Source organism: Herbaspirillum sp., assembly GCF_035644555.1.
In the GTDB taxonomy this organism is placed as follows: domain Bacteria; phylum Pseudomonadota; class Gammaproteobacteria; order Burkholderiales; family Burkholderiaceae_D; genus Herbaspirillum.
The window spans coordinates 51,397-72,240 of sequence record NZ_DASQOH010000004.1 but is presented as its reverse complement, the minus strand read 5'-3'; the positions used below and the strand labels follow the sequence as shown (position 1 = coordinate 72,240).

The 20,844-nt window shown below is 64.7% G+C and carries 27 protein-coding genes; 5 read left to right on the top strand and 22 right to left on the bottom strand.

Annotated elements, in window-relative coordinates:
* Positions 1 to 25 precede the first annotated feature (25 nt).
* The 16 genes from VE092_RS01065 to VE092_RS00990 form a co-directional block, all read right to left on the bottom strand.
* Positions 26 to 745 (bottom strand): ABC transporter ATP-binding protein, encoded by a 720-nt coding sequence (locus tag VE092_RS01065; RefSeq protein WP_324872957.1) that lies wholly within the window; start codon positions 743 to 745, stop codon positions 26 to 28.
* Positions 738 to 1,505, bottom strand: coding sequence for an ABC transporter ATP-binding protein (locus VE092_RS01060; RefSeq protein ID WP_324872955.1), 768 nt, complete (start codon positions 1,503 to 1,505; stop codon positions 738 to 740). The genes VE092_RS01065 and VE092_RS01060 overlap by 8 nt, the downstream gene beginning before the upstream one ends.
* Positions 1,502 to 2,524: a branched-chain amino acid ABC transporter permease gene (locus tag VE092_RS01055; RefSeq protein ID WP_324872953.1), complete on the bottom strand. Its 1,023-nt coding sequence runs from the start codon at positions 2,522 to 2,524 to the stop codon at positions 1,502 to 1,504. Before VE092_RS01055 ends, VE092_RS01060 begins: the two co-directional genes overlap by 4 nt.
* Positions 2,521 to 3,429: a branched-chain amino acid ABC transporter permease gene (locus tag VE092_RS01050; RefSeq protein WP_077236967.1), complete on the bottom strand. Its 909-nt coding sequence runs from the start codon at positions 3,427 to 3,429 to the stop codon at positions 2,521 to 2,523. Before VE092_RS01050 ends, VE092_RS01055 begins: the two co-directional genes overlap by 4 nt.
* 11 nt (positions 3,430 to 3,440) lie before the next feature.
* A complete protein-coding gene (locus VE092_RS01045; protein ID WP_324872949.1) occupies positions 3,441 to 4,622 on the bottom strand; it encodes an ABC transporter substrate-binding protein in 1,182 nt (393 codons plus the stop codon).
* 82 nt (positions 4,623 to 4,704) lie between these two features.
* A complete protein-coding gene (locus tag VE092_RS01040) occupies positions 4,705 to 5,247 on the bottom strand; it encodes a carbon monoxide dehydrogenase subunit G (protein ID WP_324872947.1) in 543 nt (180 codons plus the stop codon).
* An 80-nt stretch (positions 5,248 to 5,327) separates the two neighbouring features.
* A complete protein-coding gene (locus VE092_RS01035) occupies positions 5,328 to 6,362 on the bottom strand; it encodes an asparaginase (RefSeq protein WP_324872945.1) in 1,035 nt (344 codons plus the stop codon).
* Positions 6,359 to 6,739, bottom strand: a complete 381-nt coding sequence (locus VE092_RS01030; RefSeq protein WP_324872943.1) for a non-heme iron oxygenase ferredoxin subunit — start codon at positions 6,737 to 6,739, stop codon at positions 6,359 to 6,361. The genes VE092_RS01035 and VE092_RS01030 overlap by 4 nt, the downstream gene beginning before the upstream one ends.
* Positions 6,736 to 7,674 carry a dihydroorotate dehydrogenase gene (locus tag VE092_RS01025; RefSeq protein ID WP_324872941.1) on the bottom strand — a complete coding sequence of 313 codons (939 nt, stop codon included), beginning with the start codon at positions 7,672 to 7,674 and terminating at the stop codon, positions 6,736 to 6,738. Before VE092_RS01025 ends, VE092_RS01030 begins: the two co-directional genes overlap by 4 nt.
* The gene (locus tag VE092_RS01020; RefSeq protein ID WP_324872939.1) at positions 7,668 to 8,552 is read right to left on the bottom strand and encodes a dihydroorotate dehydrogenase electron transfer subunit; all 885 of its coding nucleotides are present in this window, start codon (positions 8,550 to 8,552) and stop codon (positions 7,668 to 7,670) included. Before VE092_RS01020 ends, VE092_RS01025 begins: the two co-directional genes overlap by 7 nt.
* Positions 8,553 to 8,557: 5 nt before the next feature.
* A complete protein-coding gene (locus VE092_RS01015) occupies positions 8,558 to 9,112 on the bottom strand; it encodes a nuclear transport factor 2 family protein (protein ID WP_324872937.1) in 555 nt (184 codons plus the stop codon).
* Entirely contained in the window at positions 9,109 to 10,374 is a 1,266-nt protein-coding gene (locus tag VE092_RS01010; RefSeq protein WP_324872935.1) for an NAD(P)/FAD-dependent oxidoreductase, read from the bottom strand. The genes VE092_RS01015 and VE092_RS01010 overlap by 4 nt, the downstream gene beginning before the upstream one ends.
* A complete protein-coding gene (locus VE092_RS01005; RefSeq protein ID WP_324872933.1) occupies positions 10,371 to 10,739 on the bottom strand; it encodes a cupin domain-containing protein in 369 nt (122 codons plus the stop codon). Before VE092_RS01005 ends, VE092_RS01010 begins: the two co-directional genes overlap by 4 nt.
* Before the next feature lies 1 nt (position 10,740).
* On the bottom strand, positions 10,741 to 11,154 hold the full coding sequence (locus VE092_RS01000; protein ID WP_324872931.1) for a cupin: 414 nt from the start codon (positions 11,152 to 11,154) through the stop codon (positions 10,741 to 10,743).
* A 29-nt stretch (positions 11,155 to 11,183) separates the two neighbouring features.
* On the bottom strand, positions 11,184 to 11,558 hold the full coding sequence (locus tag VE092_RS00995) for a hypothetical protein (RefSeq protein WP_324872929.1): 375 nt from the start codon (positions 11,556 to 11,558) through the stop codon (positions 11,184 to 11,186).
* Positions 11,559 to 11,571: 13 nt separating this feature from the next.
* The gene (locus tag VE092_RS00990; protein WP_324872927.1) at positions 11,572 to 12,849 is read right to left on the bottom strand and encodes an aromatic ring-hydroxylating dioxygenase subunit alpha; all 1,278 of its coding nucleotides are present in this window, start codon (positions 12,847 to 12,849) and stop codon (positions 11,572 to 11,574) included.
* Between the two features lie 357 nt (positions 12,850 to 13,206).
* On the opposite strand from VE092_RS00990, the gene VE092_RS00985 reads away from it, so the two are divergent.
* A complete protein-coding gene (locus VE092_RS00985) occupies positions 13,207 to 13,836 on the top strand; it encodes a TetR/AcrR family transcriptional regulator (RefSeq protein ID WP_324872926.1) in 630 nt (209 codons plus the stop codon).
* A gap of 68 nt (positions 13,837 to 13,904) precedes the next feature.
* Here the strand turns inward: VE092_RS00985 and VE092_RS00980 are convergent, their stop codons facing one another.
* On the bottom strand, positions 13,905 to 15,065 hold the full coding sequence (locus VE092_RS00980) for a zinc-dependent alcohol dehydrogenase (protein WP_324872924.1): 1,161 nt from the start codon (positions 15,063 to 15,065) through the stop codon (positions 13,905 to 13,907).
* Positions 15,066 to 15,086: 21 nt separating this feature from the next.
* Positions 15,087 to 15,275 (bottom strand): hypothetical protein, encoded by a 189-nt coding sequence (locus VE092_RS00975; protein ID WP_324872922.1) that lies wholly within the window; start codon positions 15,273 to 15,275, stop codon positions 15,087 to 15,089.
* Between the two features lie 327 nt (positions 15,276 to 15,602).
* Between VE092_RS00975 and VE092_RS00970 the strand changes: the two genes are divergently transcribed.
* A complete protein-coding gene (locus VE092_RS00970; RefSeq protein ID WP_324872920.1) occupies positions 15,603 to 15,824 on the top strand; it encodes a hypothetical protein in 222 nt (73 codons plus the stop codon).
* Between the two features lie 145 nt (positions 15,825 to 15,969).
* Here the strand turns inward: VE092_RS00970 and VE092_RS00965 are convergent, their stop codons facing one another.
* From VE092_RS00965 to VE092_RS00950, 4 genes are all read right to left on the bottom strand, one after another.
* Positions 15,970 to 16,200: a hypothetical protein gene (locus VE092_RS00965; RefSeq protein ID WP_324872918.1), complete on the bottom strand. Its 231-nt coding sequence runs from the start codon at positions 16,198 to 16,200 to the stop codon at positions 15,970 to 15,972.
* A gap of 264 nt (positions 16,201 to 16,464) precedes the next feature.
* Positions 16,465 to 16,893 carry a DUF4399 domain-containing protein gene (locus VE092_RS00960; RefSeq protein ID WP_324872916.1) on the bottom strand — a complete coding sequence of 143 codons (429 nt, stop codon included), beginning with the start codon at positions 16,891 to 16,893 and terminating at the stop codon, positions 16,465 to 16,467.
* Positions 16,894 to 16,984: 91 nt separating this feature from the next.
* Positions 16,985 to 17,569: a hypothetical protein gene (locus tag VE092_RS00955; RefSeq protein WP_324872914.1), complete on the bottom strand. Its 585-nt coding sequence runs from the start codon at positions 17,567 to 17,569 to the stop codon at positions 16,985 to 16,987.
* 9 nt (positions 17,570 to 17,578) lie between these two features.
* Positions 17,579 to 18,412, bottom strand: coding sequence for a ZIP family metal transporter (locus VE092_RS00950; RefSeq protein WP_414653380.1), 834 nt, complete (start codon positions 18,410 to 18,412; stop codon positions 17,579 to 17,581).
* A gap of 511 nt (positions 18,413 to 18,923) precedes the next feature.
* On the opposite strand from VE092_RS00950, the gene VE092_RS00945 reads away from it, so the two are divergent.
* The 3 genes from VE092_RS00945 (at position 18,924) to VE092_RS00935 (ending at position 20,834) form a co-directional block, all read left to right on the top strand.
* Positions 18,924 to 19,826: a manganese catalase family protein gene (locus VE092_RS00945; protein ID WP_324872911.1), complete on the top strand. Its 903-nt coding sequence runs from the start codon at positions 18,924 to 18,926 to the stop codon at positions 19,824 to 19,826.
* Positions 19,827 to 19,914: 88 nt separating this feature from the next.
* Complete coding sequence (locus VE092_RS00940; protein ID WP_324872909.1) at positions 19,915 to 20,427, top strand: ferritin-like domain-containing protein; 513 nt, start codon at positions 19,915 to 19,917, stop codon at positions 20,425 to 20,427.
* A gap of 29 nt (positions 20,428 to 20,456) precedes the next feature.
* Positions 20,457 to 20,834: a hypothetical protein gene (locus tag VE092_RS00935; RefSeq protein ID WP_324872907.1), complete on the top strand. Its 378-nt coding sequence runs from the start codon at positions 20,457 to 20,459 to the stop codon at positions 20,832 to 20,834.
* Positions 20,835 to 20,844 lie beyond the last annotated feature (10 nt).

Below are 20,844 nucleotides of genomic sequence, written 5' to 3'. Positions count from 1 at the left end.
GTGGGCGCAGCCGGGATGCACACGCTCACACACCCATGTAACGATGCACCAGGGACGGGTCCTGCTGCAACTGCTGTGAGCTTCCACTCCAGGCGATACGTCCCTTCTCGACCACATAATGGCGGTCAGCCAGTCCCATGAGCGACTGGATGTTCTTGTCGATGACGATCATCGACAGCCCTTCCTTCTTCAGTTCGTGCAGGGCGCGCCAGATATCGGCACGCGCCACCGGCGCCAGGCCTTCGGTGGCCTCGTCCAGCACCAGCAGGGAAGGATTGGTCATCAGCGCACGCGAGATGGCCAGCATCTGCTGCTCGCCGCCGGACAACTGCGAGCCCATGTTCTGACGCCGCTCCGCCAGTCGTGGAAAGAATTCATAGGCGCGTCGCAAGGTCCAGGGCCGACTGTCGGCCTGCCCTGCGCGTGCCGGGCGGGCGGTGGCGATCAGGTTTTCTTCCACGGTCAGGTCGGCGAAGATCTGGCGCCCTTCGGGCACCAGCCCCAGGCCACGGCGCGCCACTTCGTGACAAGGCAGGGTGTCGATGCGCTGGCCACCAAAGCTGATGCTGCCGGCACTCGGACGCAGCAGACCGAACAGGCATTTGACGGTAGTGGATCGGCCCATGCCATTGCGACCGAGCAAGGTGATCACCTCGCCGCGCTGCAGGTTCAGCGAGATGTCGAACAGGGCCTGCGCCCGACCGTAGGAGGCCTGCAGCCCGCGGATGGATAACTGTTCAGCCATGAGCGGCTCCGGAAAAAGTCCCTGCCTCATCACCCAGGTAGATGGCGCGGACCTCGGGATGATTGCGAATTTCATCGGGCGTGCCACAGAAGGCGGCACGACCCGACACCAGCACCGTGATGCGATCGGCCAGGGCGAAGACCGCATCCATGTCGTGTTCGATGAGCAGCATCGAGTAACGGCCCTTGAGGGATTGCAAGAGTTGTACCACCGATGCCGATTCCTCGATGCTCATGCCGGCCATGGGCTCGTCGAGCAACAGCAGCCGCGGCTGCGCGGCCAATGCCATGGCCAGCTCGAGCTGGCGTCGCTCGCCATAGCCCAGTTCTCCTGCCAGCGTATCGCGACGGGCTTCCAGGCGGGTGGCAAGCAGTGCCTGCTGTGCGTCCTGGCAGGCCTGCTCACGGGCCATCATGGGACGCCAGAAACCGTAGCCGCCAGTCGCGCCGACCGCCGCCAGCACGGCGTTTTCCATCACGGTGAACTCTTCGAAGATGGAGGTGATCTGGTAGGAGCGCAACAAGCCCCGGCAGGCGCGCTGATGCAGCGGCAGCGTGGTCACCTCCTCATCGCCGAACCAGACCTGGCCGCTGTCGGGCCGCAGCTCTCCGGACAGCTGGTTGATCAGGGTGGTCTTGCCGGCGCCATTGGGGCCGATGATGGCGTGCAGTTCGCCGGGACGGATGTCCAGGCTGACGTCATCGGTCACCAGCAGGCCGCCGAAGCGCTTGGTCAATCCCCGGGTACGCAGGCCGTTCATTGCTTGGCTCCATTGGCGACGATGGCGGGCGCATCGATATGGCCGGACGCGCCGCGTTGGCAGCACCGCACATCCAGCCAGTGCAAGGCACCCATGAGTCCGTCACGACCGGTGAGCGCAATGAGGATGATCATCGGCCCGAAGATGAGCATCCAGTGCTCGGTATAGGACTTCATCACCTCCTCCAGGCAGATAAACGCCAGTGCGCCCAGCAGCGGACCGAACACGCTGCCCATGCCGCCCAGCACGACCATGACGATCAGCTCGCCGGACACCTGCCAGCTCATCAGCCCTGGCGAGGCATAGGCATTCAGATTGGCCAGCAGGAAACCGGCCAGGCCGCAGAGGATGGCGGAGAGCACATAGGCGATCAGTTGCAGACGGCGCGCCGGAAAGCCCAGTGCGCTGATGCGCGCGAGGTTCTGGCGCGAGCCGCGCAGGGCCATGCCGAAGGGCGCGTGCCGCAACCGGTGCATCCACAGCAGGGTCACCGCCAGCACGATCCAGGCAGCATAGAACAAGGGCAGCACCGAGCCGAGGTCGATCCCCGCACCCAGCCGGCTGGTGGCGATGATGGACATGCCATCGTCACCCCCATACTGCTTGAGGCTGACGAAGACGAAATAGCCCATCTGGGAAAACGCCAGGGTGATCATGATGAAGCCGATGCCACGGGTGCGCAGGCTGATGGCACCGGTGAGCGCCCCGATACAGCCGCACGAAACCAGCACCAGCAGCAGCTGCGGCCACGCCGATTCCAGCCCGGCCAGCGAGGACAGGGAGACGCAATACGCCCCCAGGCCAATGAAGAGTGCATGTCCGAAGCCGATCAGGCCGGCATAGCCCAGCACCAGGTTGAGCGCACTGGCGGCCAGCGCATAGATCAGCACACGCGCCAGAAAGCCCACGTAGAACTGCGCACCCAGTGCAGCGGCCACCGGTGGCACGGCCAGCAGCGCCAGCAACAGCAGCAGGGGAATGCCCAGGCTGGGACGGAACAGGGAGGAAGTCGTCTTCATCGTCTTGCCACGAAAAGGCCTTGCGGACGCAGCGCTAGGACGGCCGCCATCAGCAGGTAGATCAATAGGGAAGCCAGCGCCGGACCAGCCGCATCGGCCAGCTGGCGGCTGACCATCTCACGCAACAGCATGGGCAGGAAGGCCCGTCCCATGGTATCGACGACACCGACGATCAGGGCCGAATAGAACGCGCCCTTGACCGAACCGATGCCGCCGATGACGATCACCACGAAGGTGGCGATCAGAACCGGCTCACCCATGCCGGCCTGGACCGAGAGGATGGGGCCGGCCACGGCACCCGCCAGTCCGGCCAGGGCGGCACCGACGGCAAACAGCAGGGCATTGAGGAAGCGGATGTTGATCCCCAGCGCGCCCACCATGGCCGCATTGTTGGCGCCGGCACGGATGAGCATGCCCAGGCGGGTGCGGTGGATCATCCAGTAGCATCCGACGGCCACGGCCAGACCGACCACGATGACCGCGAAGCGATACAGCGGATAGGGCAGGCCGAACAGGTTGATCACGCCGTCCAGCATCGGCGGCACCGAGACGAACAGCGGCTGCTTGCCCCACAACATCGAGGCCAGTTCGTTGAAGAACATGATCATGCCAAACGTGGCCAGTACGTGATTGAGGTGGTTCTTGTCGTACAGCCGCGCCACCGCCACCCGCTCCAGCAGCACACCGATGGCCAGGCAACCCAGCAGCGCGGCCAGCAGCCCCAGCAGGAAGCTGCCGGTGGCGTTGGCCACCGAGGCCGCGATGTAGGCGCCCATCATGTACAGCGAACCGTGCGCCAGGTTGACGAAGCTCATGATGCCGAACACCAGGGTCAGGCCGGCCGCCAGCAGGAACAGCAGCACCCCGTACTGGAGACCGTTGAGCAGTTGCGCAAACAGTAGCATGTTGGCCTCGCTTACTTCAGGGGACAGGCCGCCACATAGGCGTCCTTGTGATCCACCAGAGGAGTAGCCACCAGCTTGCCCTTGATCTGGTCGCCTTCCTTGACGATCTCGAAGGCATAGTAGTTCTGGATCGGCATGTTGTTGGTGTTGAAGCGGAAGGGGCCGCGCACCGACTTGAACTCCGCACCGGCGGCCTTGACCGCGGCGGCGAAGGCGGCCTTGTTGGAGGTATCGCCCTTGAGCTTGCGCACCGCTGTATCGAGCAGGAAGGCCGCGTCATAGGCATTGGCGGCATAGGTACTCGGAACGCGCTTGTAGCGGGATTCGAAGGCTTTGACGAACTTCTGGTTTTCCGGATTCTCCAGCGCCGGGTTCCAGGTATTGCCGCTGATCACGCCCACCGCGGCCTCGCGCAGGGCCGGCAGATTGGTGCCATCGACGGTGAAGGTGGAATACACCGGCACCTTGCCGATCACCCCGGCCTGCTTGAGCTGCTTGGTGAAGTTCACGCCCATGCTGCCGGGGTAGAACATGAAGACCGCATCCATCTTGCTCAGCTGCAGCTGGGTGATCTCGGCGGAATAGTCGGTCTGGTTGATCTGGGTATAGACCTCGGCGGCCACGCCGCCCTTGTACCAGCGCTTGAAGCCGGCCAGCATGTCCTTGCCGGCCTGGTAGTTGGGCGCCATCAGATAGACGTTCTTGTAGCCCTTGTCCTGCACCAGCTTGCCGATGGCTTCGCCGGAGCCATCGTTGGGGTAGGCGATGGAAAACACATTGGCACCACACTCCGCACCGGCCATCGGCGAGGGGCCGCCGGCCACGGCGATGGAAACCACACCGGATTCCTTGAGTCGTCGCAGATTGGCCATGATGATGTTGGAGTAGCCCAGGCCGACGATGGCATCGACCTTGTCCAGCTCGATGAACTTGCGCATGACCTGCGAGCCCACATCCGGCTTCATCTGGTCATCACCCTGCAGCACCTGCACCTTCTGCCCGCCGAGCTGGTTGCCGAGCTGCTCCAGGGCCAGGCCGAAGCCATCGATGTACTCCTGTCCATCGGCGGCCATTGGTCCGGAAAAGGGACCGGACAGGCCGATCTTGATATCGGCCAGGGCCTGCTGCGACACCGTCAGCGTCAGCGCCCCCAGGGCGATCAATAGCGACTTCACTACCGCAGATTTTTTCATTTTCATTCCTGTTCGTGGCTAGGGTTGAACTGCGAATGCTGCTTGCTGCGTGCGGAAAAACTGAAAATGGGCAGCCCGGCGCCTAGGACTGGCGCGCCACGCGCGACCACATGCTGCGCAGGGCACCGCGCCGGGGTTCGTCAGGCTGTGCCGGGTCGCCCTCTGCGGCAGCGGGATCGGCCGGCTCGAACAGCTTGACGAAGCGCGCAAAGAAATCATCGGCCATCTTGCGTGCCGAACTGTCGATGAGGCGGGCGCCGAGCTGGGCCAGCTTGCCGCCGACCTGCGCCTTCACCTCGTATTGCAACAGCGTGCCCTCGCCCTCCTGCGGCGCCACCAGCCGCACCGAGGCACTCCCCTTGGCGAAGCCGGCCATACCGCCCTGTCCTTCGAAGGTGATGGCATAGGAGTCCGGTGCCTGGATGTCGGTGAGGCTCATGCGGCCCTTGAACTTGGCGGCCACGGGACCGATCTTGATGGCCATCCCGACCTCGTAGTCGTGCTCGCCGACCTGCTCCAGACGGTCACAGCCGGCGATGCAGTCACGCAGGCTGGCGGGGTCGTTGAGCGCTTCCCAGACTTGCTGCCGGGAGGCCGGTACCAGACGTTCGCTGATCATTTCCATGCTTGAATCGCTCCTCTTTCAATTGCCTGTGATTGGAATAGTCCGCACTGCCCGCCGGTATGCCGCGTTGTCCGCGGCCGTCAATGCGCCAGCAGCAGGGACTGTATCGTTGCCGCATCCGGCTGCGGCGACTGCGCCAGGATCAGCATGAGCAGAATGCGTAGCTTGGGCGGCGCCAGGTCTCCCCCGGCCAGCACGCCATCGCGCTGCAGGAAGGCCTGTGGTGGTACCACGCCGCGCGCGGCCCGGGCCGCCTGTACCACCACCACCCCGCGTGCCACGGCGCGCTGCAAGGCTGCCCGTTCGGCGTTGGCGGGACGTCCGGGCGCCAGGCCGATGCTGATGATGCCGCGCGCCCCCGCAGCCAGCAGGCCATCGATGGCGGCGCCGTCGGCGCCAGCGTAGGACACCACCATGTCCACCCGTGGCAACGGCGTGGCACCGGAAATGTCGAGCGCCGGCAGCATGCGCGACGACGCTGGTGAAGTCACGCGGCGACGCAGCACCACACTGCCATCGGCATCGACCCGGCCGAGTGGGCCGAAGGGGCTGGCCTCGAAGGCATGCAGTTCGAAGCTGGCAGCCTTGGTGACATCGCGTGCCGCAAAAACCATGCCATCCATCACCACCAGTACGCCCATGCCCTGCGCCTGCGGTGCCGCCGCTACCGCGAGGGCGGCGCGCAGGTTGGCCATGGCATCGCTGCCCGAGGTATTCAGTGGACGCTGGGCACCGGTCAGCACCACCGGCTGACTGATGTCGGTGACCAGTTGCAGGAACCAGGCGGTCTCTTCCATCGTCGCTGTGCCATGAGTGACCACGATGCCGCTCAGATCGGGGTCCTCGCGCACCGTGCGCCGGATCAGTTCGGCCAGTTCCATCCAGTCCTGCGGTGTAATACCGGTGCTGCCGATCATGCGGAAGGAGCGCGGCAGGATCGCGATGTTCAGGTCGATCCGGTCCAGCTGCTCGACCAGGTCATCGATGGGATGCACCACCCCGCTCTCGCCGTACTCGACCCAGTCGAAGGCATGCCGCGCATGCATGGCGAAGGTGCCGCCGGTGCCGATGACGGCGACCCGTGCCGGCCGGGATACAACGGCCGTGGCGCTCATGCGGCCACCAGACGCAGGCGCAGCACCCCGTCCTCCAGGCTCACCTCGTGACTGCGCACATCGCGCGTCAGCGGTGCGCTCAGGGCCTTGCCGGAACGGATGTCGAACAGACCGGCATGCAGGGGACATTCGACTTCGAAACCGTCGAGTTCACCTTCCGACAGGCGCGCATTGCCATGACTGCAGATATCGTCGATGGCATAGACGGCGCCATCGACCAGGAACAGGCCGACCTGCGCCCCGTCCAGCCTGAGCGAGCGACAGGCGCGGCTACCGAACACCTCGGCCAGCGGCCCCAGTGTCATCCAGCCCTGGGCGTCGGGCTGCGGTGCGTCGACCTGGCGGTCGGCCGCTACGATGGGCAGGATTTGGTTCACAGGCCGGCCCTCGATTCCAGCATCTTGGCTTCGTGGACCTTCATCGCCCCCACCAGATCGCGGATGCGCGTGACACCGCGACGCATGCAGTAGGCCTGGAGATCGTCGATGATGCGCGGCATGACGCCGGTACTGATGAAATTGGCGGTCCCCACCTGCACCGCAGTGCAACCCGCCAGCAGATATTCGATGGCATCCTCGGCAGTGGCGATGCCGCCGCATCCGATCACCGGAATGCTGACCGCCTGGGCCGCCTGGTAGGCCATGCGCAACAGGATGGGCTTGGTGGCGCTGCCGGTGATGCCGCCCATCAGGTTGGCGACCTTGGGCTGGTGACTTTCGATGTCGATCGCCATGGCCAGGATGGCGTTGGAGCTGACCAGTGCGTCCGCGCCACCCTGTTCGGCGGCGCGCGCAATGACGGCGATGCTGCCCACGTTGGGCGAAAGCTTGGCCCACACCTGCAGGTCGGTATTGCGCTTCATCGCCTTGATCACCGCCTCGGTGGCCTGCGGATCCATGCCGAAGGCCTGGCCATCCTTCTTCAGATTGGGGCAGGAGATGTTGGCCTCGATGGCAGTCACACCCGCGACGCTCAGGCGTGCCGCCAGTTCACCGAACTCTTCCACGGTGTTGGCCGAGATGCTGGCCACCAGCGGCGGCGTATAGTTGCGGTAGAACGGCACCAGTTCTTCCAGGTAATGCTCGGGCCCCTTGCTGGGGATACCGATGGAGAACAGGGTGGAATTGCGCAGCTCGGCCACCCGCGGCGGGGTATTGCCTTCGCGCAGGTCGCTGGTGATGGTCTTGGTGACGATGGCACCCAGGCGGTTCAGGTCGATCACCTTGGCCATGCCCTCGGCAAAGGTGCCGGAACCCGGCATGACCGGATTCTGTAAGGTCAGCTTACCGATCGATACGCTCATGTCTACCATGTCACCGTCTCCTGGGCGTCGAACACCGGGCCATCCCAGCACACGCGTCTGTAACTCATCGTCTCCGAACCGGCACTCTTGCGGAACGGCCGCACACAGGCAAAACACATGCCCAGCGCGCATCCCATCAACTGCTCCAGCGCCACCTGGGCCGGCACGTCCAGCTCCTGCCCCAGGCGCTGCAGCGCCAGCAGGAAGCGATTCGAACCACAGGTGGTCAACAGGTCGAAGGGCAATTGCGCATGCCGTTCGCGGACCAGCTTTTCGATGTGGGCGATGTCGCTGCTGCCGTCCTGGTCATGGACCACGATCACATCCGCACCCACCGAGCGCAAGTATTGCTCCGACATCACCAGGGCCGGGGAGCGCGCCGAGAGGATCGCGGTTACCCGCGCACCGCGCTGTACGGCGTGCTGCGCCAGCGGTGCCATGGTGGCCAGGCCGACCCCGCGCGCCAGCACCAGGACATGACGCGCCTGGGATGGCAGGGTAAAGCCCTGCCCGACCGGACCGAAGGCGTCCAGGGTCGCGCCCGGCTCCAGCGAGGCCAGGCCGCGCGTGCCGGCGCCCTGCACCTTGTAGAGGAACTCGATGGTGCCGGCCTCGGGCGAAACCCGGTACAGGCTCATCGGCCGCCGCAGGTAAGGCACGTCGTTGCCGGAGGGCGGGCAATTGAGGTGGAAGAACTGGCCCGGCAATACCGCCAGCGCAATCGGCGTTGCCTTCAGGATCAGGTGCTTGTATTCGGCGTTGACCCACTCGTTGCTCAGCACCTGGCACAGGTTCTCGGCAATGGTGAAGTCCGCGCAGTGGCCGCCGCAGGACGGGGCCGTGGTTGCCGGCACCGGTTGCGATGGGATAGGGACGCTATTGGTCATGATCTCTAGGGATGGGTGGAAGAGGATGCACGCTGGGCGGCATCGGTAATCTGCTCGAAGGAGGTCACCAGCGGGAAGCTTCCGGCATCCACCGGCAGCATCTGGGTCTGCTCGAAACGCATGCGCGAACACAGCCACTGACCCTGCCGGTCGCGCGCATATTCCTCGTAGGTCAGCGCACCCAGCAGCACCGCCTTCTTGGTCTGTTCGCGCAAGGCGATCTGCCACAGCCGCCAGCGCGCCGAGGCGACGTCCCCTTCGATGCTGATCTCCGGACTGCCGTAGTAGTGCAGCGCGTAGCACCACGGCGAGCGCGTGAACCATTGCGCCAGTGCGCTGCGGCCGACCAGGCTGGCGCCGAATTCGGCACCACCTTCCCAGACCGCATCTTCGGTAAAGCAGGCAGCCTGGGCCTGGGCGATCTTTTCCATGCGCAGGGCCGGTTGCCGCTGGTAATGCGCGGTGTATTTCTGGTCGGCCAGGCTGGCATAGCGCGCCTTGAGCTGACGGATCGCCTCGGCCGCTTCCAGCGCGGCCACGCGTTGTTCCAGGGTGGTCATGTGCGCACCAGTTCCTTGAGCGAGACCGAGGGATCGCGCAGCAGCGCGACATCGATGGTGGCGCCGCGTCGCACCAGTTCTTCCAGCTGCCGGCGTTCGCGCCCGCAGTCGACCAGCATGCCGCCGGCCACCTTGCCCTGGTGCAGCCACAGCAGGACTCCGGCCTGGTCGCCCGGCGGGATGCGCGAGATCACCGGATCACCGGCGGTATAGACACCTACGACCTGGATGTTGCGTCCCAGCTGGTCGGTCCACATCCACGGCACTTCCACATAGGGTTCTGGACGACCGACGATGGCCGCCGACACGGCGCGCGCCTGGTTTTCGGCATTGCGCCAGGTCTCCTGGCGCAGGGCACGTCCGTACAGGGGGCTGAAACTATTGGCCACGTCACCCACGGCATAGCACCAGGGCGCGGCGGGATTGCGGCACCAGGCGTCGGTGAGCACACCATTGTCCAGCAGCACCGGACTACCTTCGAGGAAGGCGGTATTGGGAGCGATGCCCACCGCCACCAGCACCAGGTCGGCATCCAGCGCCAGCTCGCGGCCGTCGTGCTGCGCGCTGATGCGCAAGCCGCCGGGCGTCCTGGTGATGGCCGATACGCTGACCCCGGTGCGCACCTGGATGCCGCGTTGTTCGTGCAGTGCCTGCAGCCATTGCGATCCTTCCGGCGGCAGGCAGCGCGCCATCACGCGGGGACCGCCTTCGACCACCGTCACCTGCATGCCCAGCGCGGCCGCCGAAGAGGCCGCTTCCATACCGATCACGCCACCGCCGATCACCACCAGACTGCGCTGTTCGGCCATGGCCGGGCGCAGCGCCAGGCAATCGTCGATGGTGCGCAGGATCCTCACTTCAGGCAGGTCGGCGCCGGGGATGGGCAGACTGCGCGCCCGGCCGCCGGAGGCCACGACCAGAATGTCGAAGGGAATGACCTCGCCATTTTCCAGATAGGCCTGGCGGGTACCGTCGATACGCGCCACCACCCCTTGCCGGTGCACGACCATGTCCGGATCCACCCAGAAACTGCGCGGCCCCAGCATCAATTCGTCCACCGTCTTGGTGCCCAGCAACAATTCCTTGGACAGCGCCGGGCGTTCATAGGGAGTATGCGGTTCCTCCCCCAAGAGCGTGACGCGACCGCCGAAGCCGTCCGAACGCAGGGCCTGCGCTACCCGTCCGCCGGCATGACCGGCGCCCACGATCAGCACATGCCGGTCCTGCGCAGGGGCCTGCGTGGCGATGGCTTGGCCATTCATGGCGCGCTCTCCTCGGCAGGCGGCGGATTGTCCAGCCGCGTGATGACGCGGTATAGCGCACCGCGCTCGCTGTGGCAGGTCCAGCGCCGCGGCTCGCGCGGCGGAATGATGATGCCCTCGCCGGGCGACAGTTCGTAGCGTTCGCCGGCAGCCTCGACCAGAAACACGCCTTCCAGCACGGTGGCCACTTCCTCGCCCTGCGGCTCGGCCGTGGCCTCGCTGTGCTGATCGCGCTGGAAGACACCGATGCCGATGCACAGATGCTCGCCCTGCACTTCATGCATGGTGGGCACCGCCTGGGGATTCTGCCAGTCGATATCCAGCGGCAGACAATGCGCCGTGGACGAAGTGGTCGGATTGGACATCTCAGTTGCTCCTGTTCTTGAGCGGGTAGTACGGAGTCGAGTCCTCGGGACCGTATTCCTTGCGCGCCGGGGTCACCACATTGAGCCGCAGTGACACGCCCTCGGTACCGAAGCGGTTGCTGCCATAGTGCAGCACCCCGGCCGGGATGATCAGGGCGTCGCCGCTTTCCATCCTCGATTCCAGATCGGTCTGCTCGCTGTCGCTGCTCTCGAATACCGAGCAGGCACCCACCAGCTGCAGGGAGGCTTCCTCACCGTGGCTGTGCGATTTGGCCGGAAGATCACGGCCCTGGGCAGCCACGAACTTGACCACCGCCACGCTGATGGTGGCGCCAAACATGTGCTTGCCATACAAGCCATCGGCCACGATTTCCTTGAGGTTATCGTCGATGGCGAACACTCTGCATTTGGCCATGAAAACTCCTGTTGGGATAAAGGGCCGGCTCAGATCGGCGGGCGCATGACGAATTTCTCGTCGGCCACGAAGCGCGAAAACTCGTAGCCATCGATCACGCCCGGTTGCTGGTAGGCCTCGACGGCCGGTGCCACTTCGGCCAGCGACAGCAGCATGTGCATCAGCGCCGCCTCAGGGGCGGGCATGGCATCCAGTTCGAAACCGTTGAGATAGGCGACGATGGCATCGACGTCGACCAGCATGGCGTCCTTGAAGGCCACGATCTCGGCGAACTCGCTGGTGTTGCGCATGCGGGTGCGCTCGGTCTCGGTGGCCAGGCTCCAGTGGCTGAAAGGCATCAGGTGCGCAAACCGCTCCGGGAGGGTGACGGCAGCTTGCGGTCTTGCTTGTTGCGGCGAATTCATGGCGAAGGGCTCCTCAGACCTTGGTTTCTTCATTGACGATGCGGTCGACCACGTGGGCGCCGTGACGCACCAGCAGTTCATAGTCCTGCAGGATCATTTCCTTCTTCACGCCGGTCTGCACCGCCGTCTGGGTGCGCTCCAGCGTGCTCAGGTCTTCCAGCAGGACGTCGCGCAGGGCCACCTTCATGTATTCCAGGTAGAAACGGCCGCCGGCGGTCTTCATTTCCGGGTAGTACACACGCGCCTCCAGCAAGGTCTTGCCCTGGGAGATCGGCCGGAAGTTGTAGGCCTGGAAGTAGTTCGGCCGCAGCGACAGGTAGAAGTCCGGGAACACCACGTTGATATCGAAGAGCCAGTTGGCATGGCCGGTCCAGTTCATGCCCTTGGGCAGGTCTTCCTTGCGGAAGTGATAGCTGGCCGCCCCCATGCCGGCGCGCAGCGCGGCGGCGGCGATCGGCTTGCGGGCAGCGGAGTCGGCGATGGCCTGCCGGGCCTGTTCGCCGCCGGCGGTCACGGCGTTGGGATTGCCATACACCGACTTGGGATTGCCGGCGATGGACAGGCGCCGGTGGAATTGTCCGCATTGGGCATCCAGCGGCGGCATGGCACCGTCCTCGGCGGTATCGATGGCGTCGGCAATCGAATGACCATGCACATAGGCCACGTGATAGGCCTCCTGGAACGCGTCCAGCGCCAGCTTCCAGTTGCAGTTCACCACGGTGGTCCACTGGAAGCCGGTAGTGATCTTGTCGAAGGGATAGCCCTCGATATCGGCGAACATGGGCTGCAGGAACTCGGCCAGCGACATCTCGGGCTGGGGGTCCAGGTTGATGAAGATGAAGCCTTGCCACACTTCGCACGCCACCCGCGACAGGCCGTGCTCGCACTTGTCCAGATCGAAGAAGGAACCCTCTTCCGGGACCCCGGTCAGGTTGCCCTGCAGATCGTAGGCCCAGCCGTGGAACTTGCAGAAGAACTTGCGGGCCTGGCCGCGCTTTTCATAGACGATCTGGTTCATGCGGTGCGAGCAGACGTTATGCATCGCATTGATACCGCCCTTTTTGTCGCGCACCATGATGATGGAGGCTTCGCAGGCGTCCAGGTCCTTGACGAAGTAATCGCCGGCCTCCGGGATTTCTTCCACCCGTCCCACGTGCAGCCAGGTCTTCTTGAAGATCTTCGCCTGCTCCTTGTCGTAGTAGGCGGTGGAAATGTATGGCTCGACGGAAACGGGACCCTTGCCCAGCTCCGGATAGCGATCGTGCAGATGCAGCTTGATGACCTTGTTCATGAGCTCCCTCACTCGTGGATGGCAGGCCCGCTCGGAGCGGGCCAAGGAACAGATGCGTCCTAATAACGAATGTCATTCTGTATTCGCCAAAAATGAATGTCAAGCGTTTTTGATCGATTTCAAGGACAGGTAAAAAAGGGCTCCCAAGCCAGCCTCGGCGTGCTGCACCACAACATGACAAAGGCCCGCCACACCCCCCGGCGTTACGGGCGATTCGCACCAATACCGTGCTCAAAAGCGAATATGGTTTATACGATTCACCGTTTGGGGGAAACGGCAAGACGGCGCTGGGGGACGGCAGGAAAGAGCTTGCGTGCTAGAATCCACGCCATTCATTACCAGCACGCAAGAGGAATCGTGGCGCAAATCAAGAAGAGCGGAATGCGCGAGGCCATCCTGGAATCGGCCTTCGACCTGTTTTCCCGCAAGGGCTACACGCCGACCACCATGGCCGAGATCGCGCGGGCATCGAACATGACCGTGGCCAATCTCTACGTGTATTTCGATTCCAAGCTGGCCATCCTCTACGAGATCTACCAGCCCTGGCTGGAGCAGCAGCTGCAGTCGCTGGCCGAATCGGTGCGCAAGTTCCGTACGCCGCGCTCACGGCTGCGACGCGTATTCACCGGCATCTGGGGCGACATCCCGGCCAGTGACCACTCCTTTGCCAATGCCTTGATCGAGGCCCTGGCCGTGTCGCCCCAGGGCATGACCAAGCCCAATACCCTGCTGATGGATGTGGAAACCTTCCTCACCGGCCTCATCGGAGAATCGCTGCCGCCGGAGCGCGCTCATCTGGTGCGCAATGACCTGCTGGCGCACGTGATCTGGATGGCCTTCGATGGCTTCACCATCAACCAGCACCTGGGCGACGTGCGCGACGTCGGTGCCATCGCCGACATCATGACCAATCTGCTGCTGGGCGAAGCCGGTGCCACCGGCGAGGCAACGCCGGTCACCAAGCGGACACAAAAAAAGGCGGGCTGACCCGGTCAGCCCGCCCGCGCGGAGTGGTGGCCGGCATGCCCGGCCGCCAGCCCCCCGACGCTCCCCCCTTAAGCCACCAGCACCACCTTGCGACATTCCTCGCGCTTCTCGTTGAAGATGCGGTAGCCTTGTGCCGCCTCTTCCAGCGGCAGGCGGTGCGTGATCAAGGCTTCCGGGCGCAGCCAGCCGTCCTCGATGCTCGCCAGCAGTTCGGGCATGTAGTGCTGGACATGGGTCTGCCCGGTCTTGACGGTAACGCCTTTCTCGAAGATGTCGCCGAACATGAAGCCATGGATGAACCCGGCATAGACCCCCGGTACGCTGAGGGTGCCGCCACGCCTGACCGAGGCGATGCAGTGACGCAGCGCCTGGCCGCTGCTGCCTTCGAGCTTGAGGGTGGTCAGCGCGGTTTCCAGGGCGCTGCCCTTGGCTTCGAAGCCCACTGCGTCGATCACTGCATCCACGCCGCGACCGGCGGTATTGGCAATGATGTACTCGCCCGGATCGACCTGATCGAAGTTCACGGGCAAGGCGCCATACTGTTCCACGGCGAAGCGCAGCCGGTAGTCGTGGTGATCGACCATGAAGATCTTTTCCGCGCCCATCATGCGCGCGCAGGCGGCTGCCATCTGCCCGACCGGACCGGCGCCGTAGATAGCCACACTGCTGCCTTCGCGCACGCCGGCATTCTTCACCGCCTGGTAACCAGTGGGCAGGATATCGCTCAGGAACAGCACCTGTTCATCGGCCAGCGCCGAGTCGATGCGGATGGGGCCGACGTCGGCCTTGGGGACGCGCACGTATTCTGCCTGTCCGCCCGGCATGCCGCCGTACAGATGGCTGTAGCCGAACATGGCGGCCCCCGGGCGGATGCCCTTGCCATTCATGATGGCCCCCCGGTCCGGGTTGGTGGTTTCGCAGGCGGCATAGAGATGCTGGTCGCAGAAGAAGCACTGGCCGCAGGCGATGACGAAGGGCACCACCACACGATCGCCCTTCTTGAGGCGTTTCACGCCGGGGCCGGCCTCCACCACCACGCCCATGAATTCATGGCCGAGGATGTCGCCCGACTTCATGGCCGGGATTTTGCCCCGGTAGAGGTGCAGGTCCGAGCCGCAAATGGCGGTGGCGGTGACCTTGAGGATGATGTCGTCGGCCTCCTGCAGGATCGGGTCGGCGACGGTTTCGACCCGCACATCGTGGGCCGCATGGTAGAGCAAGGCGCGCATGGGTTCTCCTCCGGTGGTGGCTCAGCGCGGTGCGCGGGCATCGTCCTGCACGATATCGAACTCGGGCTTGGCGATTTCCTTGTTGGCATGGTCGGTGCTGGTTTCGCGATTTTCGATGTGATCGCCACGTGCCGGCTGTGCTGTCGCCTGTCGGCTGGACTGCGCGGGACTGGGATTGGCACGGGTAGGCAAGCTGGATTCGATGGACATTGGGGTCTCCTTGCTCCGGGAAATGAACAGCTGCAGCGACTGCTTCAGCTACAGAACGAAACCCCAGACTAGTGGCGCCACCGTCCGCCGGCCATCAGTGCGCCCCGCCAAGGCGTGTGGGCAGCGGCTGTCGGACACGTCAGCCAGGCTTGATGAGCGCGGTAGCCCAGGCTGCCCCCTCCGCGATTCCCGCAAGGATGTCGGCGCCGTGCGCGCCGGCTCGCGGCAACGGCCGACATACGCCAGGCCTCCGCCCTGCTAGCCTGATCAGGTGGCGCGGCCAAGCCCGCGTCGCCTTCCCGACTTCATCCCTGACAGGAGACCACCATGACCGATGCCCTCAACCCCCACACCCATCCGGCCGACACCTCCGGCCCGCAAGACCTCAAAGGCCAGCGCAATCCGCGCAGCGGCACCAACGAGCGTGACATGCTCGACAGCGGCAAGCAGCACGCCCCCGGCGACAGCGACGACTATGCCTCGAAGAACAAGCCGGAAGGGGGCAACTATTCCGACCAGGACATGCGGGAAAACAGCCCGCAGCTGTAGGCAGCTGCAAGCGCCCGCCGCAGACCGCTCACCCGGACAAGCACAAGAAGGCCGCCGCACTCCCATGCGGCGGCCTTCTTCACAGTGTGCGCAGGTGAATCACCCTGCGATGGATCGATGCAGGCGCATCGATCAACGGCAACGCTCACTCTTCACGGTCGAACTCGGCCAGCACCATTTCCACCTGCAGGCACTGCAACTTCAATTCCTTGATCGCACGTCGGTAACGGCGAAAATCCTTGCGCTCGGGCAGCGCATCGCCGCCCTTGCTCATGCGTACCGCGTCATGCACGATGGCCTGCAGGATGCCGGCCGCCTGTTCATGCGAGGCCTTGAGCCGATTCACCCCTTCAATCAGCGCCTGTCTCTTCTTCATCTGACTTCCCTGTTCTGCTGTCATCTCGAGCCGCCCTGTACCGGTCTACACCATGTCGGTCCGCCGGCGCGGACAGGCAATGGAGTGCGTGGCGCTGCATTTGTTCCGTGCCGGCCATGGCCGGGCATCGGCTCTTCTTCAGGGAGGCTGGCATCGCTGACAGCCCTCGCCACCCTCGCGTCGGGCGCTACGCCGATATCGTGGCGGGGGCGGCTTGCCTAAGATGGGGACTTTTTCATGACGCCCTTGCGCAAGGCGCATTGCTCACTTGCTGTCCTTGACGGTGATGTTGATGCCATGCGCCATCATGTGGCCATAGGAATGGTCTTCGCCGTCGGCAAACTGGGCGGTGATCTTGTACTTGCCGGGTGGCAGGGTCAGCATGGTCTCGGTCTGGCCCTGGTCCAGATGCAGATGAGTGTCGTCATGGGGAATCACTTCGCCCTTGCCGATCGGTGCATGGTTGATCAGGATATGGTGATGTCCGCTGCCCTCGACCAGCTTGCCAGCCGGGCGGGTAGTCATCGCGTGGGCCGCCAGCCGGATGCGGAAGGGGCTGGTGACGGTCTCGCCGCTCTTGGGTTCGAGGATGCTCAGGGTCGGTTCATCGGCATGCGCGGCCACGCTGCCGAGCGAGAACACGAGGAAGGCGAGGCAGGAAGCGGCGAGGCCGCGGCGACGGTGATGGAACATGGAAACTCCTTGGTCGTTGGTAGTCAATGAGCTGTGCCAGTGCACAGGCGCCGGGGCGCATCGCCGCCGCCGGCACAGAAAAAATCCCGCGTCAGATCGATAGCGGTCCGCGTCCGTCCGCGGGCAGACGGGCATGCAGCTTGCCCAGCAGCAGGCGCAGCTGGGCGCGATAGTCCAGCACTACATTGCGCCGGCAATACGCGGCCCAGGCCGGAGCGGGCGGCGTATTGCCGGCGCCTCTTATGGCCTTGCCCTGCGGCAGTCGCAACTGCGTGGCCTGACCCAGGCTGGCGCGCAGTTCCAGCAGGGTCAGCGCCACGGTGCGATAGGTATGCCGGGCTTCCAGCTGCACACCACAGGCGGCGCACACCAGGGTCAAGCGGAGCTTGGCATCCTTGGCGGCATGCGCGGCCTTGCCCTCGCGCCAGGCGGCTCCGAACAACAGCGGACCGGCATGGTCCAGATACGCCTCCAGGCAGAAGGACAACATCAGCAGCGCCGACAGGAATACCCAGCGCGAACCGCTGACTTCCTCGCCTGCCTTCCTGATCAGGATCTCGGCGCCGTTCCACAGCTCCACATAGGTCAGGGTCTGTGGATCCGGCGGCAGCGGCGGCAGCCCGACATCGCGGTCTGCACCGGGGTCACTGGCGGATGGATGATCATGGCCACTCATGGTCACACCTCAGGAAAGCGCGGTATCCATCACCATCATCAGCACGAAGCCGATGATGAGGCAGCAGGTCGCCGGCAAGGCGTGGCGCCGCCTGTGCGGGTCAGGAATGACCTCGTGCGCCAGGACAAACAGCATGGCACCGGCAGCGGCCCCCAGCGCCCACGGCAGCAGGGTCGAGGACCAGGCCACCAGCGCCGCGCCGGCCACCGCCGCCAGCGGTTCGACCAGCCCCGAGAGAATGCCGCAGCCAATGGCGTCGGCGCGGGAATAGCCGATACCACGCAGCGCGGTGGCCACGATCATGCCCTCGGGGATATCCTGAAGGGCGATACCGAAGGTCAGCACCGAGGCCTGTTCCGGCGCCACGCCACCATAGGCCACACCGACCGCCATACCTTCCGGCAGGTTGTGCAGGCCCACGGTGAGCACGAACAGCCACACGCGACGCAGGGCCGCCTGCCGGGCCAGTTCATCATGCCCCTGTCCGGCCCGCTGCAGCAGCAGCACCAGGGCGGCACCGCCCAGCACGCTGGCACCGGCGACCAGACTGGCCTGGGTCTGGCCGGCGCCGCCCTGTTGCAGCGTATGCAGTGCCGGCAGGATCAGCGAGAAGACCGACGCCGCCAGCATCACGCCGGCACCGAAGCCGGTGCAGCAATCTGCCAGACGGGGAGAAAAGCGGCGCGAGAACAGCAGCGGCAAGGTACCGGCAGCCGTCGCCGCGGCCGCTGCCATGCCACCGCAATAGGCCAGCCAGATGCGCTCATCCCGCGCGGCCCACCAGCCCATGGCGGTCGCCGTCAGCAACACCATCAACATCACCAGCGGCCAGCTCAGGCGCATCGCCTGAAGCTGTGCCGCGGCAGCCTCTTCAGGCGCGAGCGCTGGCGCAGTCGCCGCCGAGAGCGGCGAAGCGGGCGGCGGCAGGGGATACTCCACTTTCTTGAGCATGCATGTCCTTCGGTATCCGGTAGGGAAAGAGGTGCCGGGAGGCCGGGGCGGTCCGGGGTCACGGCACCGCGCGATGATGGATGAAGTCTAGCGGGACCCGCCCGCTGCTCCCATCGGACGAACACTGAATCGACACCCTGTAGTCGTCCGACGCCGGCCGTCTCCCTGCCCCCGCCTCCACTGGAAACATCAAGCATGAATCCTCCCGCACCTCGTCCATGGCGCTGTCGCGCTAAGGATGTCCGACACCGTTGAGCGTGAGCGATCACCGCATGTTTTCCGCTCCACCCGATGGTATGGCTGAGCACCCCGCTCTTAGCATCGGGTTGTGTCGTTCGATTTCTCTCGACTCTCGAGCGATTCCCATCCCTCTCGTTCAACCCGGACCCACAAGGAGACCGATATGTTTGCCCACAACAAGCGCCTGCAATACACGGTACGCGTCGCCGGACCCAATCCCGGCCTGGCCAATCTGATGCTGGAACAGTTCGGCGGCCCGCAAGGCGAACTGGCGGCGGCCTGCCGCTACTTCACCCAGGCCATCGCCGAAGACGATCCCGGTCGCAAGGACATGCTGTTCGACATCGCCACCGAAGAACTGAGCCACCTCGAAGTGATCGGCAATATCGTGGTCATGCTCAACAAGGGTGCCAAGGGCAAGCTGGCCGAAGGCGTGGAAGAGGAAGGCCTGCTCTATAAGGAAATCACTGGCGCCGGCAACGACAGTCACATCACCCAGGTGTTGTACGGAGCGGGCGCTCCGCTGGTCAATTCGGCCGGGGTGCCATGGAGCGCGGCCTATGTCGATACCATCGGCGAGCCGACGGCCGACCTGCGGTCCAATATCGCCGCCGAGGCGCGCGCCAAGATTGTCTATGAGCGGCTGATCAACCTGACCGACGATCCGGGCGTGAAGGAAGCACTGGGCTTCCTGATGACGCGTGAGATCGCGCATCAGAAGTCCTTCGAAAAGGCGCTCTATTCGATCCGCCCAAACTTCCCGCCTGGCAAGCTGCCTGGCGATCCGCGCTTCTCCAAGGTCTATGTCAACCTGTCGCAAGGCCTGGGTGAACAGACCGGCCCCTGGAATGACGGCAAGCAGTGGGAACGTCTGGACGGGGCCGACGCTCTGACCCCGGTCGATGGTGGCGATGGTCAGGCCAGCGTAGAGCTGAGCGCCGATGACCAGGCCGTGCTGGATCAGATGGCCGCGCGTACCGCCTCGGCCCAGGATGGCGAGCCGCTGACCGGGGCCGAGATCGGCTCGGCCGATCCGGACATGAACCTCAAGGCCAAGCGCCCCTGACCGACCCTGTCTGCCCTCTCTGGCCCGTGACCGCCAAGCCGGTCGCGGGCCCTCGTGCCCCCCACCCTGCGACAATCAGGAGAACGCCATGACGACCGACCTCAACGACAACCTGCTGGCCTGGCTCAAGGATGCCCACGCGATGGAACAGCAGGCTGAACAGATGCTCAAGGCCCAAGCCAGTCGTATCGAACACTATCCCGAATTGAAGGCGCGACTGGAGTCACACCTGCAGGAAACCCTGGGCCAGCAGTCGCAGATCGAGAGCTGCATCCAGCGTAGGGATGGCAGCACCTCTACGCTCAAGGACATGGCCGGCCGCATGATGGCCTTCGCCCAGGCAGCCGGCGGCATGACCCAGCATGACGAAGTGGTCAAGGGCGCCATCGCCGGCTATGTCTTCGAGAACCTGGAGATCGCTTGCTACACCGCGCTGATCTCGGCCGCGCGCGAAGCCGGCGATGCCGAGACCGAGCGTATCTGTATGGGCATCCTGGAACAGGAAAAGGCCATGAGCAGCTGGATGCTCAATCATCTGCCGACGGTGACGCGTGACTTCCTGTTGCGCTCGGCCACGCCGGGCCAGAAGGCCAAGGTCTGAGCGCGCCCATCGATGAGGAGCACGCCAAGATGACGACACAGCAAGCGACGGTAGCGGCTTTTCCCTTTCCCACGCTGGTGCTGGCGCAGCAGGCCTATGACGCCCTGCGCGAGCGCGGCCTGACGGCCGAACAGATGGAATTGCGGGTGATCGACGACGAGGCGGGACCGTCCAGCGGCAACTTCATCCTCGAATACAAGGAAACCGATGTCCATTTCGACAGCAGCTGGATGGACAGGCTGACCCAGCGCGATGATCCGAACGTGGGCGCCGGCCGGCAGGAGGTGTTCTGGTCCTGCGAAGCGCTGCTGCTGGTGAACACCTCCGATCCGCATCTGCTCGATGCCCTGCGGGAAATCTACCGCGCCAGCGGCATGGACTTCGACGCCGCGCGGCGACCAGGCTAGCACCCTTGCG

Bases quoted from the DNA above. Each gene is read 5' to 3' on its own strand.
- VE092_RS00965 (WP_324872918.1), bottom strand. From the start codon at position 16,200: ATGAAGAAGAGACAGGCGCTGATTGAAGGGGTGAATCGGCTCAAGGCC.
- VE092_RS01000 (WP_324872931.1), bottom strand. From the start codon at position 11,154: ATGGCCAAATGCAGAGTGTTCGCCATCGACGATAACCTCAAGGAAATC.
- VE092_RS01065 (WP_324872957.1), bottom strand. From the start codon at position 745: ATGGCTGAACAGTTATCCATCCGCGGGCTGCAGGCCTCCTACGGTCGG.
- VE092_RS01015 (WP_324872937.1), bottom strand. From the start codon at position 9,112: ATGACCACCCTGGAACAACGCGTGGCCGCGCTGGAAGCGGCCGAGGCG.
- VE092_RS01060 (WP_324872955.1), bottom strand. From the start codon at position 1,505: ATGAACGGCCTGCGTACCCGGGGATTGACCAAGCGCTTCGGCGGCCTG.
- VE092_RS01020 (WP_324872939.1), bottom strand. From the start codon at position 8,552: ATGACCAATAGCGTCCCTATCCCATCGCAACCGGTGCCGGCAACCACG.
- VE092_RS01010 (WP_324872935.1), bottom strand. From the start codon at position 10,374: ATGAATGGCCAAGCCATCGCCACGCAGGCCCCTGCGCAGGACCGGCAT.
- VE092_RS01040 (WP_324872947.1), bottom strand. From the start codon at position 5,247: ATGGAAATGATCAGCGAACGTCTGGTACCGGCCTCCCGGCAGCAAGTC.
- VE092_RS00950 (WP_414653380.1), bottom strand. From the start codon at position 18,412: ATGCGCCTGAGCTGGCCGCTGGTGATGTTGATGGTGTTGCTGACGGCG.
- VE092_RS01055 (WP_324872953.1), bottom strand. From the start codon at position 2,524: ATGAAGACGACTTCCTCCCTGTTCCGTCCCAGCCTGGGCATTCCCCTG.
- VE092_RS00980 (WP_324872924.1), bottom strand. From the start codon at position 15,065: ATGCGCGCCTTGCTCTACCATGCGGCCCACGATGTGCGGGTCGAAACC.
- VE092_RS01045 (WP_324872949.1), bottom strand. From the start codon at position 4,622: ATGAAAAAATCTGCGGTAGTGAAGTCGCTATTGATCGCCCTGGGGGCG.
- VE092_RS00945 (WP_324872911.1), top strand. From the start codon at position 18,924: ATGTTTGCCCACAACAAGCGCCTGCAATACACGGTACGCGTCGCCGGA.
- VE092_RS00995 (WP_324872929.1), bottom strand. From the start codon at position 11,558: ATGAATTCGCCGCAACAAGCAAGACCGCAAGCTGCCGTCACCCTCCCG.
- VE092_RS00990 (WP_324872927.1), bottom strand. From the start codon at position 12,849: ATGAACAAGGTCATCAAGCTGCATCTGCACGATCGCTATCCGGAGCTG.
- VE092_RS00955 (WP_324872914.1), bottom strand. From the start codon at position 17,569: ATGAGTGGCCATGATCATCCATCCGCCAGTGACCCCGGTGCAGACCGC.
- VE092_RS01005 (WP_324872933.1), bottom strand. From the start codon at position 10,739: ATGTCCAATCCGACCACTTCGTCCACGGCGCATTGTCTGCCGCTGGAT.
- VE092_RS00975 (WP_324872922.1), bottom strand. From the start codon at position 15,275: ATGTCCATCGAATCCAGCTTGCCTACCCGTGCCAATCCCAGTCCCGCG.
- VE092_RS01035 (WP_324872945.1), bottom strand. From the start codon at position 6,362: ATGAGCGCCACGGCCGTTGTATCCCGGCCGGCACGGGTCGCCGTCATC.
- VE092_RS01050 (WP_077236967.1), bottom strand. From the start codon at position 3,429: ATGCTACTGTTTGCGCAACTGCTCAACGGTCTCCAGTACGGGGTGCTG.
- VE092_RS00935 (WP_324872907.1), top strand. From the start codon at position 20,457: ATGACGACACAGCAAGCGACGGTAGCGGCTTTTCCCTTTCCCACGCTG.
- VE092_RS01025 (WP_324872941.1), bottom strand. From the start codon at position 7,674: ATGGTAGACATGAGCGTATCGATCGGTAAGCTGACCTTACAGAATCCG.
- VE092_RS00940 (WP_324872909.1), top strand. From the start codon at position 19,915: ATGACGACCGACCTCAACGACAACCTGCTGGCCTGGCTCAAGGATGCC.
- VE092_RS00960 (WP_324872916.1), bottom strand. From the start codon at position 16,893: ATGTTCCATCACCGTCGCCGCGGCCTCGCCGCTTCCTGCCTCGCCTTC.
- VE092_RS00970 (WP_324872920.1), top strand. From the start codon at position 15,603: ATGACCGATGCCCTCAACCCCCACACCCATCCGGCCGACACCTCCGGC.